Origin of the sequence: Dietzia alimentaria 72 (assembly GCF_000226215.1) — a bacterium.
Lineage (GTDB): Bacteria > Actinomycetota > Actinomycetes > Mycobacteriales > Mycobacteriaceae > Dietzia > Dietzia alimentaria.
Genome location: NZ_AGFF01000004.1, coordinates 24,098 through 37,390, shown reverse-complemented (window position 1 = coordinate 37,390; position 13,293 = coordinate 24,098). Strand labels below are relative to the sequence as shown.

15 protein-coding genes are annotated in these 13,293 nt (G+C 66.5%); 8 read left to right on the top strand and 7 right to left on the bottom strand.

What is annotated here, in order from left to right:
* Positions 1-41 precede the first annotated feature (41 nt).
* Entirely contained in the window at positions 42-188 is a 147-nt protein-coding gene (locus ON04_RS16810) for a hypothetical protein (RefSeq protein ID WP_193350573.1), read from the top strand.
* A gap of 70 nt (positions 189-258) precedes the next feature.
* Here the strand turns inward: ON04_RS16810 and ON04_RS01480 are convergent, their stop codons facing one another.
* Positions 259-1,164, bottom strand: coding sequence for a patatin-like phospholipase family protein (locus ON04_RS01480; RefSeq protein ID WP_010539797.1), 906 nt, complete (start codon positions 1,162-1,164; stop codon positions 259-261).
* A 57-nt stretch (positions 1,165-1,221) separates the two neighbouring features.
* Between ON04_RS01480 and ON04_RS01475 the strand changes: the two genes are divergently transcribed.
* Positions 1,222-2,691: an alanine/glycine:cation symporter family protein gene (locus ON04_RS01475; protein ID WP_010539796.1), complete on the top strand. Its 1,470-nt coding sequence runs from the start codon at positions 1,222-1,224 to the stop codon at positions 2,689-2,691.
* Positions 2,688-3,656 (top strand): adenosine deaminase, encoded by a 969-nt coding sequence (gene add / locus ON04_RS01470; protein WP_010539795.1) that lies wholly within the window; start codon positions 2,688-2,690, stop codon positions 3,654-3,656. Before ON04_RS01475 ends, add begins: the two co-directional genes overlap by 4 nt.
* Here add and ON04_RS01465 read toward each other — a convergent pair.
* From ON04_RS01465 to ON04_RS15830, 3 genes are read right to left on the bottom strand one after another with little or no spacing between them, the layout of a single operon-like run.
* Entirely contained in the window at positions 3,646-4,386 is a 741-nt protein-coding gene (locus ON04_RS01465; RefSeq protein ID WP_238529192.1) for a serine/threonine protein kinase, read from the bottom strand. The two genes, add and ON04_RS01465, sit on opposite strands and share 11 nt — an antisense overlap.
* A 45-nt stretch (positions 4,387-4,431) precedes the next feature.
* Positions 4,432-5,400, bottom strand: a complete 969-nt coding sequence (locus tag ON04_RS01460; RefSeq protein ID WP_141564587.1) for a serine hydrolase — start codon at positions 5,398-5,400, stop codon at positions 4,432-4,434.
* 1 nt (position 5,401) lies between these two features.
* Positions 5,402-5,974 carry a hypothetical protein gene (locus tag ON04_RS15830; RefSeq protein ID WP_010539792.1) on the bottom strand — a complete coding sequence of 191 codons (573 nt, stop codon included), beginning with the start codon at positions 5,972-5,974 and terminating at the stop codon, positions 5,402-5,404.
* Positions 5,975-6,141: 167 nt separating this feature from the next.
* On the opposite strand from ON04_RS15830, the gene ON04_RS01450 reads away from it, so the two are divergent.
* Both ON04_RS01450 and ON04_RS01445 read left to right on the top strand, forming a co-directional pair.
* Positions 6,142-6,996, top strand: coding sequence for a hypothetical protein (locus ON04_RS01450; RefSeq protein ID WP_010539791.1), 855 nt, complete (start codon positions 6,142-6,144; stop codon positions 6,994-6,996).
* Between the two features lie 158 nt (positions 6,997-7,154).
* Positions 7,155-7,841: a hypothetical protein gene (locus tag ON04_RS01445; RefSeq protein ID WP_010539790.1), complete on the top strand. Its 687-nt coding sequence runs from the start codon at positions 7,155-7,157 to the stop codon at positions 7,839-7,841.
* Between the two features lie 24 nt (positions 7,842-7,865).
* Here ON04_RS01445 and ON04_RS01440 read toward each other — a convergent pair whose 3' ends face one another.
* On the bottom strand, positions 7,866-8,246 hold the full coding sequence (locus ON04_RS01440) for a DoxX family protein (RefSeq protein WP_010539789.1): 381 nt from the start codon (positions 8,244-8,246) through the stop codon (positions 7,866-7,868).
* A gap of 196 nt (positions 8,247-8,442) precedes the next feature.
* Here ON04_RS01440 and ON04_RS01435 point away from each other — a divergent pair, with 196 nt between their 5' ends.
* The 3 genes from ON04_RS01435 (at position 8,443) to ON04_RS01425 (ending at position 11,102) form a co-directional block, all read left to right on the top strand.
* Complete coding sequence (locus ON04_RS01435; protein WP_010539788.1) at positions 8,443-9,501, top strand: NAD(P)-dependent alcohol dehydrogenase; 1,059 nt, start codon at positions 8,443-8,445, stop codon at positions 9,499-9,501.
* 132 nt (positions 9,502-9,633) lie between these two features.
* Positions 9,634-10,017, top strand: coding sequence for a hypothetical protein (locus ON04_RS01430; protein WP_010539787.1), 384 nt, complete (start codon positions 9,634-9,636; stop codon positions 10,015-10,017).
* Between the two features lie 53 nt (positions 10,018-10,070).
* Positions 10,071-11,102, top strand: a complete 1,032-nt coding sequence (locus ON04_RS01425) for a DDE-type integrase/transposase/recombinase (protein WP_010539786.1) — start codon at positions 10,071-10,073, stop codon at positions 11,100-11,102.
* A 728-nt stretch (positions 11,103-11,830) separates the two neighbouring features.
* Here the strand turns inward: ON04_RS01425 and ON04_RS01420 are convergent.
* Together ON04_RS01420 and ON04_RS01415 are read right to left on the bottom strand one after the other, a co-directional pair.
* The gene (locus tag ON04_RS01420; protein ID WP_141564585.1) at positions 11,831-12,784 is read right to left on the bottom strand and encodes a WXG100 family type VII secretion target; all 954 of its coding nucleotides are present in this window, start codon (positions 12,782-12,784) and stop codon (positions 11,831-11,833) included.
* A 38-nt stretch (positions 12,785-12,822) separates the two neighbouring features.
* A complete protein-coding gene (locus ON04_RS01415; RefSeq protein ID WP_010539784.1) occupies positions 12,823-13,131 on the bottom strand; it encodes a hypothetical protein in 309 nt (102 codons plus the stop codon).
* Positions 13,132-13,293 lie beyond the last annotated feature (162 nt).

The following is a 13,293-nucleotide window of genomic DNA, read 5'->3' as shown; positions in this document are numbered from 1 at the left end:
TAGGTCACAGACAGTGGCTACCAATTCGAAAGGAACGCATCATGTTCTCTGCATTCTGGGCGAAGCTTGCCACCGGGTCGGCCGCGCTCGCGCCCTCCGTGGGCTCCGACGCCGTCGATGGCCTCCTGAACCTGCCCGCATACATTCTCGGAACCCTGAGCGGCGGAGCCGCGCTCTTCGGATCCTGATCACGGCTCGTCGCATTGAACGCCGCGGTCGCATACTCCAAGCGACCGCGGCGTTCCGCATCTATCGGACTCAGAGTCCGCAGAAGTCCAGCCAGGAGTCGACTTCGCGCCGGGCCTGTTCCCTGCCTAACGTGTACGCCTCAGCGAGCCGATCGATCCTGCGCTCGTAGCTGCGGATCATCACGCGATCGGGCCGGAACACAATCGCGCGCCCCTGCTCCTCCATTTCCTCAATCTCATCAAGTGTCTCGTTGTAGAGCGCCCACCTGTGCTGTAACGCCTCCCCCACCGCCGGGAATCGGCGAAAGTACGACCGGTAGAACGGCGTGAGCCGGCGTGGCGGGGCCTTGCGGTAGCCCTTCGGCTGAGTGAGCACCACCAGGAATCTCTCGAAGCCGGCTTCCTGTGCCGCGGACAGCGGCACCCCGCCGTCGTGGCCGAGCGCGCCGTCGACGTAATACTCACCGTCGATCAGCACCGGCGGCATCCAGACCGGCATCGTCGACGACGACCGCACCATCCGCATGAGATCGTTCATCGAGGCGACATCGTCCTCGTTCCAGAAGACGGTCTCACCGTCCGAACATCGGAACGTCCCGATCCGAACCGCGGTCTCGCTCGCGTCGAACGTCGTGAAGTCATACGGCAGCGCCTGGTCCGGTAGTCCGGCCTGCTCGTAGATGTATTCGGCATTGAACAAACCCTTGCCGCGAGCAAAACTCCGCCAGTCCCCGAAGTTCGGATCCGCCGCCATCTCCACGAAACTCTTCCGCGCGCGGATCGCGTCGCGTGAGACGTAGTTCGCCAGATGGGAGGCGCCAGCCGAGATGCCCCCGACCAGACCGGCGTAGATGTCCGCCTCGATGAGCGTTTCCACGACGCCGGCGGTGTGCACCGCCCGCATCCCGCCGCCTTCGAAGAGCAGTGCAACGTCCGGAGCGGTCGGCTCCAGCCCTGTCGGTCCCGTGTCAGTCACACCCCCACCCTAGGAGCTTCAGTGGCGGGACCGCGCATACGTTACTACTGTCGACACGTGACCCAACTCACCGAACTCGTCGCCAGCGTCAACGACGTCTACTGGTACGGCGTCATCGCCCTACTCCTGTTCGCCGGCCTGTACTTCTCCGCCAGAACACTGATCGTCCAGGTCAGGATGTTTCCGGAGATGCTCCGGACCATCGCGGAGAAGCCGTCGGACATCGAACCGGACAAAAAGGGCATCTCGGCCTTTCGCGCGTTCACCATCTCCGCCGCGTCCAGGGTGGGCACGGGGAACATCGCTGGTGTGGCGATCGCCATCACCGTCGGCGGGCCGGGAGCGGTGTTCTGGATGTGGCTCATCGCGATCATCGGCGGGGCTACGGCGTTCATCGAGTCCACCCTCGCGCAGCTGTACAAGGTCAGGGGCAAGGACTCCTACATCGGCGGCCCGGCGTACTACATCCGCGACGGCCTCGGATGGAAGCCGCTGGCCGTCGCGTTCGCGGTGATCATCACCGTGACCTACGGCTTCGTGTTCAACGCCGTCCAGGCCAACTCCATCTCCCAGTCCGTCCGCAACCAGTTCGATCTGCAAGGCACCGGCGCGGGACTTGCGATCGGCGCCGGGTTGGCCGTCGTGACGGGCCTAGTGATCTTCGGCGGCGTACGACGCCTGTCCGCGGTCACCGAGATCCTGGTTCCGGTCATGGCGGTGGCCTACGTCGTCGTCGCTCTCATCGTCGTGGCCATCAACATCACCGAGGTGCCGGAGATGGTCTCCCTCATCGTCGGCCACGCTCTCGGTTTCCGCGAGGTCGCGGGCGCCGCTATCGGCGCCGCGATCATGCAGGGCATGCGCCGCGGATTGTTCTCCAACGAGGCCGGCATGGGCTCGGTTCCCAACGCCGCGGCCACCGCCTCGGTCTCCCACCCGGTCAAGCAGGGCCTGGTCCAGGCGCTAGGCGTCTACTTCGACACCTTGGTCGTGTGCTCGGCCACCGCGTTCATCATCCTGTTGTCCAACCCCGAGTTCGGCGGAGAGAGGGAGGGCATCACCCTCACCCAGGACTCGCTCGCCTCGCAGGTCGGCGACTGGGGCGTGCCGTTCCTCATGGTGGTCATATTCTTCCTGGCCTTCTCCTCGATCCTCGGCAACTCGTACTACGGCGAGGCGAACATCAACTTCCTCCGCGAGAGCCCCAAGTCGATCAACGTCTTCCGCGCACTCGTGTTGGTCGCGGTGGTCGGTGGCTCGCTCGGCTCCGTCGATCTCGTGTGGGGGCTCGCGGATCTGTTCATGGGCTTCATGGCCACCATCAACCTCATCGCGATCATCCCGCTCGGCGGACTCGCCGTGGCGTTGCTCGGGCACTATCTGCAGCAGAAGGCCCAGGGGCACAACCCGGTATTCCACAGCGATGACCTACCGCAGGCCAAGAACGTCACGGCCTGGGACGGCAGCGATCCCATCACGCACCAGCACATCGCCGACGACGCCCGCGAGGTCAAGGCCGAGGAATGACCGCTCGTGCCCGGTTCACGGCCCTGCCCAAGGCACATCTGCACCTGCACCTCGAGGCCGCGATGCGGGAGTCAACGCTGCGCGAATGGTGCGCCGAGGACTCCTTCGAGCCGCCGCCGCTGGTCGACTTCGCGGACTTCACCTCGTTCCTCGATGCGTACGGTCTGCTGATCGAGCTGCTCCGGACCCCCGAGCGGGTGGCGAGGATGCTCGACGAGGTGGTGGCCGACGCGGCCGCACAAGGTGTGGTGGCGTTGGAGTTCGCGTCGATCCCCGAGAAAGCGGTGGCGTTCGGGTCCGCTGACGAGGCGCTCGAGTTCATCCTCCCGACCGCCGCCGACGCCGGACGCCGGCATGGTGTGTGGACGGGGTCCATCGTGAGTATCGACCGCGGGGCCGGACCTGATCACGCCGTCGAGGCCGCGCGACTGGCCGCCCGGTTCGCCGACCGGGGTGTGGTGGCGGTCGGCCTGGTCGCGGACGAGCGCGGCAATCCGGTGGCCGGGGCAGCCGAGGCGTTCGCGATCGCTCGTGACGCCGGGCTCGGAGTGGTGCCCCACGCCGGCGAACTGTCGGGCCCGGACGAGGTCCGGGCCGCGGTGACCCTGGGGGTTGACCGCATCCAACACGGCGTTCGGGCCGTCGAGGACCCCGAGGTGGTGGATCTGTTGGCGAACAGCGGCGTTTGCCTGGACGTGTGTCCCAGCTCGAACGTGATCCTGGGGGTCTCTTCGTCACTCGAACAGCACCCCCTTGCGGCGCTACTCGAGGCCGGGGTGCGGTGTTCGATCAACGCCGACGACCCGCTGCTGTTCGGGGTGGACGTGGTGGACGAGTACGTGCTGGCCCACGAGCGGATGGGAATCCCGGAGCCCAGGCTCATCGGCTGCGCCCGGACGTCAGTCGAAGCTTCGTTCGCGCCTGATGCGGTCAAACGAGATGCCCTGGCGCGACTCAGCAGGTGACGAGCTGGGACGGATCACTGGTGGTGTCGAGCCACCGCCCGTAGGCGCCGCCCGGTGCGACCGCCACGTCCGCACACACCTCCGCCCTCGTGTAACCGGAGTCGCGGTACACCGCATAGATGACATTGCCGTTGTCGTCCCTCTGCCGGAGCGACGGGCACGACTGGTCGGTCCGCAGGTACTTCGCACCAGGATTGTTGGCCAGGGCGGTCCGGATCTCCGACTCGTAGGCCCCCGGCGTGACCGCCGAGTAGAGGACGACGATGCCCCGGCCGTCGCAGCTGGGGCGGGTGATCGGCGTGGATAGACCGAGGTCGCCACTGCCCCCGGTATTTTCTTGCGGCGCGGCCGGGGCCTCGGTGGACTGCGTAATCGTGGTGGTCTGTGTGGCCGTGGCGATCTCCGAGGTCGAGGCGGTCTCTCCGGTGGTGGACGTCCACGGCGTCATGGGGGTGGAGCCAGCCCGGTCGTCAGCCGCGACCACCCTCTCCGCGCCCCCGCCCGAGTTCGTCGCCAGCACCACTACACCGGAGCCGCCGAGGACCACTCCGAGCGTCGCCAGCAGCGCGCCCACGACAACTCCCGGCCGCGTCCGGCCCGGCCCCGCGTCCGCCCAGTCGGCGTATCCCGTGACCGCCGGCTCGCTACCAGCACGCCCGCCGGCCACCATGAGCGCGATGCCCGCCACGAGCGTCAGTACACCGGCGACGAGCAGGATCAGAGCAATCATGTTCACAGGGGGAATCGTCTCACTCTCCAGGCGGGCGCGGGGGCGTCAACGGCACTGTCCCCCGTGCAGACTTCCGGCCTCGGCGGCGACCCGGTCCGCGATCTCGCTGAGCTGCATCGCTCCGCTGCCCATGTCCGCGGCGTACGTCGCAATGGCCACGCCTGCCCTGCCGCCGGCCGTGTCGATCACCCCGAACTGCCTGACGAGATAACCGGTTCCGCCCGCACCTGGCCCCCATCCGCCTTTGAACAATGCCCCCGGCACCCGCCCGAGTCCCCACTGCTGCGAGGGGTCGATACGCGCCATCATCCCGAGTACGGCATCAGCGTCCGGCATGCACGCGACTCCCGCGGCGAACAGCGCCTGATCGCCGAGTGCCCACCGGGTCTGGCCGAAGATACTGAAACCAGGTCGCAGGCGACTGGTCGGGACGCGGGTGAGGCCGTCACCGCCGGCCTGCGCCATGACCCCCTCGACGGCGGCCGACGCTCCGGGCTCACCACCGAGGGCGGCCCAGAGAGTCTCAGCGGCGGCGTTGTCGGAGACCGTGATGGCCTGCTCCGCGACGCCGGCCAGGTCAGGAGAGACGCGAAGTGCGGCGATCGCGAGCGGGACCTTGATGGTGGACCATGCGACGTCGGTGCTGATGTCCCCGGCCGTGCGCAGCAGATCGGGACGCCCGACCGGCGCCACGGCCAGTCCTGAGCCGGCCGGCAGGGCCGCGGCGATCCGATCGAACGCGTCCGTCGCGGCGGGTTCGGGCTGGTCGGGCTCGGGGGCGGGCTCGGGGGCGGGTGCCTGATCTGCCACCCCGCCCTGGACCGGCGCGGTGACGACGGTGGTCACCGTCCCCCGCGGAGCGTCGACAAGAGCTGTGGAACACCCAGTAGCAACGAGGACGACGACAACGACGATCAGCACGACGACGAACGCAGTCCATGACCCACGAATCCGTACGGGGCCGGTAAGTCCGGTCTCGGATTCGGTGGCCGGCACCCCGGAGGTGGCTACCACGTCAGTAGAGGTAGACGACGGCGTTATTGCCACCACGACAGGTGACGACATCGCCCCCGGTGCAGCGCATCTGATAGCTCTGGCCTGTCACCGGGCTGTATGCGTCGACCGTGGCGGACTCGCCCGGACGTGCGGTATCGAGGTAGGCGTCGCGCACGGAGTTCGCAAACGGGCAACTCGTGGCCTGCGTGCCCCGGCCCGAGCGGGGCAGATCCGGGCCACCCGAGTCGCTGCACTCCTCGACGAGGCCGCCGGGCGCGGAAGCGCGGGTCCTCGTCGTCGTCGTCCGTTCGGATCTCGACGTGCTGGAGCCGGACACTGAGGTCCCCGTCGGCGCGGTCGAGGTAACGGTGACAATCTCTCCCCCGGTCACGGGGCCGCCGTCTCCCGAGCCACGGAGCTGGATCACCAGGACGACGAGAAGCGCCGCCACCAGGAGCACCACCGAACCGGCGGCCAGCGCGATGGCCAGCCCCCGGCCCGATGACCGTGGATCGGCCGCCGTCCAGTCGTATTCGGGCCCATCAGGCGTTCCCTGCTGGTACCAGTCGTGGTAGCCACCGTTTCCGGTCATCGCTCCCCTCCCGGACGATCCCGCGTCGTCCTGAGTCACCTAATGATCGCCTGTGGTTCGTGCGGCCAGGCTCGGATCCCCCAATGTCGGAGACCTCCACTACCATTCGATTACTACACGATCCGCGTATCCGGCCCGACGTCGGACTAATAAGGAGTTTCTTCGCGATGACCGAAGATGACCGGTCTGCGGCCTCAGAGCCCAAGCCAGCACCCGGACCGGAACCGACACAGCAGTTTCCCACGTTCGACGGCCCGCCGGCCGCCTACTCGCAGTGGGAGTCCGCAGAGGCCTGGAAGCAGTCGGGCCACCAGCCGCCCGGCTACCCGCACCCCGGTTACCCGCAGCCGGGCCAGCAGTACGCCGGGGCCGCAGCCGCGATAGCCACTAACAGCGCGCGTCGCGTGAAGTCCATGCCGTGGCAGGAGCGGGTCATGCGACTGCCCGGTGCGCTCGCCGTCTTGGCGGGATTGCTCACGTTGATGAGCTGCCTGTTCTCCTGGTGGGCCATGTTCGACCGATCGATGGGCGAAATGGTCGAGTACACCGTGGCGCCGTTCCGGGGGGTCTCGGCCTCCAGCGGGAGCCGCTGGGGCGACATGGCAATGATGAACTCGCTCTCCGGGTCCGACCTCGACTCCGTCAGGGCGATCACCATCTCCATCGGGATCCTCCTCGTGGTGGCGGCCCTGTGCCTGGTGGCGGGCGGAGTACTCGTCGCGATCGCTCGCGCACAGCTCCTGGGCGCCTCACTGATGCTGCTGGGAACCGTGTTCCTCGGCTATGCCCGGATCCCCTCCGAGATGGTCGGCAATCTCGCCGAAGCCACCACCAAGGCCGGCTCCGCCCTGACCGACCCGACCGACGTCTTCTCCGACCTGTTCGGCTCGATCATCCCGGAGGCCCGGTTCGGATTGGGCCTGTCGACCTTCGCCATGACCCTCATGACGCTGGCGCTCCTCATCTACCTGGGAATGATCATCTACCGCGAGACGATTCGGATCAGGAGGTGGATGGCGTGAGTGGACCACAGGAATTTTACGATCAAAACCAACCCCCGCGAAACCAGAACCAGAGTCAAAACCAGAGCCAGCAGCAGTTCGCCCCGCCCGGCTATCCCCAGCCCGGCTACGCCCCTCAGCGACCCCCACGTCAGAGGTCGCAGCTCGGCACACGGCTGATGGCGTTCACCCTCCGTGACATTCCGGCGCTCGTCGCGGCTGGCATCACTATGGTCATGGGGCTGCTGCTCCTCATCGCGCCGAGCCTGGCATGGATGAGGGACAACTCATTTGACCTCGTCGACGGCACCATGACAGTCAGCGCACGGGGGTCGATAGGCCTCAGCTCCGCTGCCCAGCGTGGCCTCTCGAACAGCGACGCCCTCGAGCTCGGCTTCTTCGAGATCATGCTTCGGACGATGCTCGACCCTCTCGCCGGGATGCTGACGCTGTCCGCCGTGCTCATCCTGCTCGGTGGCCTGCTCATGCTCACCACAGCCCGCCAACTCGGCGCGGTCGTCGCGATCATGGGTGTCGTCCCCCAGGTCATCATCGCCGCGGTGACCATACTGGCCGTGGTGATCACCGACGACTCGCCACCGTCGTCCGAGCCGTCCGATATCACCTCGGGGGTCAGCGCAGGAGCAGGCCTGTACGTGACGGTGGTGGCGTACGTGATCGTCATCATCTGCGCGGCGTTGGTCGCGCTTCGACGCGAAGGTCCCCCGCCGGCCGCTGCGACCACACCCGGGCCGGCGTTCCAGCCGCCAGCCGGCCCGAGCGCGCAGTACCCGGCCGCGCAGCCGGAGACACAGCAGCAGTCTCAGCATTACGGCCCCGAGGACCAGCCACCGACCGGTAGTTAACCAGGACTCCGCCGCGGCGTCAGCTCAGGCGCTGCGGCGGATCCGGTCGGCCGCGAGAATCATCGGCACCTGCAGTGGCAGTCGACCCCACGCGATCACCTGGTACGGCCACACCGGCTTGTTCCGCCACGCGCGGACCATCTGCATGTTGCCGGGTAGAACGCCCAGGAACAGGGCCATCGCCGCGGCGCCGCCTAGTGCTCGGGTGTCCCGGTTGGCAAGTAGCCCGGCCACGGCCAGTTCAACGACGCCAGACCCGTACGTCCAGGTTCGCCGACTACCGGGCAGCTCGGGCGGAACGAGCCCGTCGAACTGTCGGGGCGCCACGAAGTGCAGCACGCCCATCGTCCCCAGAGCAGCGGGCATCGCCCAGTACCGGACGGCCTTCGCGGTGGAATATCTCATACGCCGAGACTACGTCCGCAGGCATGCAACCCACACCGTTCCGGCGGTAGGCAGCACCTACTGGCCGGATGCCGTCAGCACTGGTGAGGCGCCGGTCACCAACGCATCGGGTTGAACGCGCTTACTCTGGCGCAGAGAGCCGTCAGGCACCTTTGCCTGCCAGGCACTCGTTATCCCCGATCCGAAGGAGACCCACATGGACGTCGCCGCCTTCACCGCGACCGCCCCGGACGCCCCACTGGAGAAGACCACCATCCGGCGTCGGGACACCGGTCCAGAGGACGTGCAGATCGAGATCGAGTTCTCCGGCATCTGCCACTCAGACATCCACCTCGCCCGCGGCGAGTGGGGTCGCACCCCCTACCCGGTGACGCCGGGCCACGAGATCGTCGGCATCGTTCGCGAGGTCGGCTCCGAGGTCACCCGCCACAAGGTCGGCGACCGCGTGGGCGTCGGCTGTCTGGTGGGCGCCTGCCACGAATGCGCGTCATGTCTGGCGGGCCAGGAGCAGGAGTGCGAGCGCGGATCCGTGGCAACCTACGGTTCACCGCTGCCCGAGGGGCATCCCGAAGGCCCCGTGACCCAGGGCGGGTACTCCACACACATCGTGGTGGAGGAGCAGATGGTCGTCTCCGTGCCAGAGGGACTCGACCCGGCCGCCGCAGCGCCCCTGCTCTGCGCGGGCATCACCATGTTCTCACCGCTGCGCCAGTGGAACGTCGGCCCCGACAGCAAGGTCGCCGTGATCGGCATGGGCGGCCTCGGACACGTGGGCGTGCAGCTTGCGGTGGCTATGGGTGCCGAGGTCACGGTGCTCTCCCAGACCACGTCCAAGCGCGACGACTCCCTGAAATTCGGCGCCGTCGAGCACTACGCGACCGCCGGCGACGAGGGGAAGGAGAACCTACGGAAACTACGCGGGACCTTCGACGTCATCCTCAACACCGTGTCCGCCAACCTACCGCTGGACCGGTATCTCGGCGCGCTCAAGCCGCGTGGGGCGATGGTGGAGATCGGCATCCCGACCGAGCCGATGTCCCTCCGTGCCGGCTCGGTGACCGGCGGACGAAAGATCCTCACCGGCTCCATGATCGGCGGCATCCCCGAGACGCAGGAGATGCTCGATTTCTGCGCCGAGCACGGTGTCACAGCGCAGATCGAACTCATCGCCGCGGACAAGATCAACGAGGCCTACGACCGAGTGGTGGACTCGGACGTCCGGTACCGGTTCGTGATCGACGCCAAGACGTTCTGATAGGTCAGCGCCAGCCGAGGAACCGCATCCCGAGCAGAGTGACGCCGATCGCGACGGTCGACAGTATGAGGACTTCGCGTGAGCCCTGAGGGGCAGGATGGTTGTGAACCGGAGGTCAGGGAGTTGATGGCTATGAGTGTGACGGTCGAACCTCGGCAGTTCACGCCGGATCAGATCCGGGAGCACGTGTTGGCCTATACGCGGACCAAGCACGGGAGGAAAGCGGCGTACTTGGAGGTGCATGAGATCGGACGAGATCAGATGTACCGGTGGCGGGCGGCGTTCACCGACGGGGACCTCGACTCCGGCAAGATCCCGCGTCAGTCTGGTCGTATGACGCACAAGGATATCTCCGAGATCGAGCGACTCAAGCGACTGCTCGCCGAGCGTGATTCCCAGATCGACGAGCTCGAAGGTGAGATCGATCGGTCCCGGAAAGTGGCTGATGCGCTGGGAAAAGCTATCGACGTCATGCACTCACATGGCGTCGAACCCGACAAGGCGGAAAGCGACTGACCGACCAGCAGCAGGCCTGGTTCGACGAGCTCGTCGCCGCCGAAGGTCGACTGTTGGCCGAGCTCACCGGCGCTGGAACGACGCAGACGGCCGCGATGGCGTTGATCGGGTTGGCCAAGTCGGCGCTGCACTACCGGCGAAATCCCAGGCCGGGCGTGGCCGAGCCGATTGCGCACCGCGATCGGCGCCAGCCCACGGCTATCACTGACCAGGAGCGGGCGTGGATTATCGACCAGCTCAATGCCCATGACGGGGTGCCGGTCGAGCAGGTCTACTACCTGAGCCTGGACCAGGGTGAGGGCAGCTTCGTCAGCCTGGCCACGTTCCACCGCATCGCCCGGGTGATCGAGCGACCCTCGTGCCGTCGGCAACGCCGGGCCGGCACCCCAGATGCGGCTCGGCGACAGGCCCCGGACCTGCGGGCCACCGGCCCGGGGCAGGTGCTGTGCTGGGACATCACGGTCCTTCCTGGGCAGTACCGGGGACAGTCGTTCGCCTTGTACGCGGCGATCGACCTGTTCAGCCGCAAGGTGGTCGGCCACACCGTGCAGCCGCGTGAGGACCACATCGTGGCCGCGAAATGGATGGGCAAAGTGCTCGATTCCCTCGGCGGACGAACCAGGGTCGTGCACTCGGACAACGGCGCGGCGATGACCTCCAACAAGATGAAAGACCTGCTGGGAAAACGGGGCGTGACCCACTCACTTTCTCGGCCCGCGGTCAGTAACGACAATCCCCACATCGAGTCCTGGTTCTCCACCGTCAAGTACCACCGCCAGTACCCACAACTGTTCGACGACGTCCACGATGCAGCCAGCTGGTGCGACGAATTCATCGAGCACTACAACAGTGCCCACCGGCATTCCGGGGTCAACGGATACACCCCTGACCAGGTCTTCTCCGGAACCTGGCGCGAAGTGCACGCACGCCGTCAAGCCAGCGCCGACCAGGCCTACAACACCACGCCCATCCGATTCCGACGACCACCAACCGTGCCCGCCCCGCCCGAGCACACCCGCCTGGCCGTCACCGCACGCAAAGCACCCACCGCGACGAGCACAGTCGAACAACTACTCGCGGCTTAAACCAAACAAAAGTTCAAAAGAGGTTGACACCAAGCGAGTGGTCGTTTTTCCAGGCCAGCTCAATGAATAGCCGCTTGAACTCAGTATCAGACCGCCGTAAAACCCGGCCGAATACACTGGATATTTCTCAAGGTCACGAAAAAGTGTCGCAACATACTCGCGAAGTCTTCTTCGCTCCGATCTCGCGTGCCGACCCGGCATCCAACTGACTTCCTGTCACCCCACGCGACTCACAACCAGTACGAAATCCCCCACACGCCCGGTCCAGACCCTGTTCGCTCGCCGACTCTCCTGGCATCGCGCCCGCCACGTCCGCAGTCACATGCGAGAAATCGACGTCTTCGATCGGGTCGCCAGCATCGCAGAATACCAAAACCGCATACTCGATCTTCGGAGCATCTGCTCTGATCGTCCCGTCGGGCACGGGCCCTCCTCGTCGTCGGCCGAATGGCGAAGAGCCACTCCCCGCAGTCGCTCTTCCGCGGAAGAGCTTCCCGCATCAGGTGAAAATCAAACCCCAGAGCAATGTCAGAATGAAGATTGCGCTGCCGAGTACGAGAATCAACCGCGTTTGTTCGTTCCTCCACGCCAATAACACGAAGAGGCGCTTGAACTCACTCCATCTACCGGCCCAGTATCCGGGTCCGTCATCGAGAGCTGGATACTCGTGGGGACCCGCAGGACCCTGGGGTGACCCGCGTCGCCATAGCTTCTCTCCGTAGTTCATATCATCCCTCTGGTCGCTCATCGAAGAACCTTTCGTGCGCTTCATCTCCGGCCTTCTGCCCCAGGTAAGTACCGACAACCGCCCCAACCCCAGCGCCCACAAGAGTGCCGACCGGGCCGAAAAACGTCCCGGCGACTGCCCCTGCGGCGGCGCCGCCGGCTGCTCCCCCCACAACGGCACCCGTCGTCTCAACAATGGCCTCACCGGTCGAGGTTTTCCCCTCGGCATGGGCCTTCATCCCGTCGAATAGGGTAAGTCCCGTTCCCAGCGGCCCGGCTGCCTTCCCCAAGACCCGCAAGCCCTTCGCCGCGTTCCTTCCGAAATCGTCCGGAGCGGGATTTAACTTGTGCTTGCCGCGGGTTTCCGGATCGAGTTCCGCGGCCAATGCGGGATAACCCTGGCCCATCGCCCCTGTCATCGCGTCCACCCCTCTAGCTGGCCACGGGTCGTCCGGGCCCGGGATCGGCGAGCGGTCAACCTTCGGTGGAATCGCGTGATGGAGTCGGCTGGCGATCTCATCGATCTCGCGCCCGAAGTGCTCGTCGAGCGATCGCACGGTGTCGAGCGCCGAATTGATGGCCTCGGCGTGCAGGTCAACGGCTCGCTGATCGGCAGTTTGATCACCGCGACCGCCGCCGGGCCCCAGCGCCCGAGCAATCGATGTGTCGGTGACCGCGAGGCCGGCCGCCTCGGCGTCCCCAATGCGATCCCGTACCGACTGCACGGCCGGCCCGAGCGCCGCGTGTGCTCGTCGCACCGTGTCGGCAAGGTCTTCGAGTCCGTCGGTCAACCTGGTCACATGGTCTTTCTCGCCTTCGACCGCGCCCAGGACAGCATCCGCCGCGAGACCATCCCAGCCCTCGTCCAGCGCTTCTGCTCCGCTGACGAGCGCCCGGCGGGCGTCTTCTGCTGCCGCTCTGCGCTCACCGAGCTTCTCCCCGGCCGCGATAAGCACAGCCGTGTCCCAGCATCGAACGTCCCCGACCGAGTAGCTCACCGCTTGGCCACCGCCTCGAGAAGTGCCGCGAAATCCTCGTCAGTCGCCTCGAGAAACCGGTGAACCTCGCCCGCGAAGTCGGCCAGGCCCGCGAGTCTGCCCGAGCCACGCGACGCAGCAACCGCCGCCGCTCCACACGCCCGGTCCAGAGCCTGCTCGATCGCAGCCCCTCCGGGCATCGCGCCCGCCACGTCCGCAGTCACATGTGAGAAATCCATATCGTGAACCAGGTCGCAGGCATCGCGGAACACCGAAACCGCGTGCTCGATCTTCGGAGCATCCGCTCTGATCGTCCCGTCGGGCACGGGCCCTCCTCGTCGTCGTCCCCGTCTTTTCCGGGCCGTCACCTTTCGCCCTCACGATGTACGACGTACTCACCACCCCGATCGGTTCCATCGTGTCGTACCCGTGGTGTCTACTCAGAGTGTGGAGGGAGCCCCGGCTCCGCCCCACAAACCCAGCGGCGT

Coding starts and splice junctions, on each gene's coding strand:
- ON04_RS16810 (WP_193350573.1), top strand. CDS start 42: ATGTTCTCTGCATTCTGGGCGAAGCTTGCCACCGGGTCGGCCGCGCTC.
- add (WP_010539795.1), top strand. CDS start 2,688: ATGACCGCTCGTGCCCGGTTCACGGCCCTGCCCAAGGCACATCTGCAC.
- ON04_RS01465 (WP_238529192.1), bottom strand. CDS start 4,386: ATGATTGCTCTGATCCTGCTCGTCGCCGGTGTACTGACGCTCGTGGCG.
- ON04_RS15830 (WP_010539792.1), bottom strand. CDS start 5,974: ATGACCGGAAACGGTGGCTACCACGACTGGTACCAGCAGGGAACGCCT.
- ON04_RS01450 (WP_010539791.1), top strand. CDS start 6,142: ATGACCGAAGATGACCGGTCTGCGGCCTCAGAGCCCAAGCCAGCACCC.
- ON04_RS01445 (WP_010539790.1), top strand. CDS start 7,155: ATGGCGTTCACCCTCCGTGACATTCCGGCGCTCGTCGCGGCTGGCATC.
- ON04_RS01440 (WP_010539789.1), bottom strand. CDS start 8,246: ATGAGATATTCCACCGCGAAGGCCGTCCGGTACTGGGCGATGCCCGCT.
- ON04_RS01435 (WP_010539788.1), top strand. CDS start 8,443: ATGGACGTCGCCGCCTTCACCGCGACCGCCCCGGACGCCCCACTGGAG.
- ON04_RS01430 (WP_010539787.1), top strand. CDS start 9,634: ATGAGTGTGACGGTCGAACCTCGGCAGTTCACGCCGGATCAGATCCGG.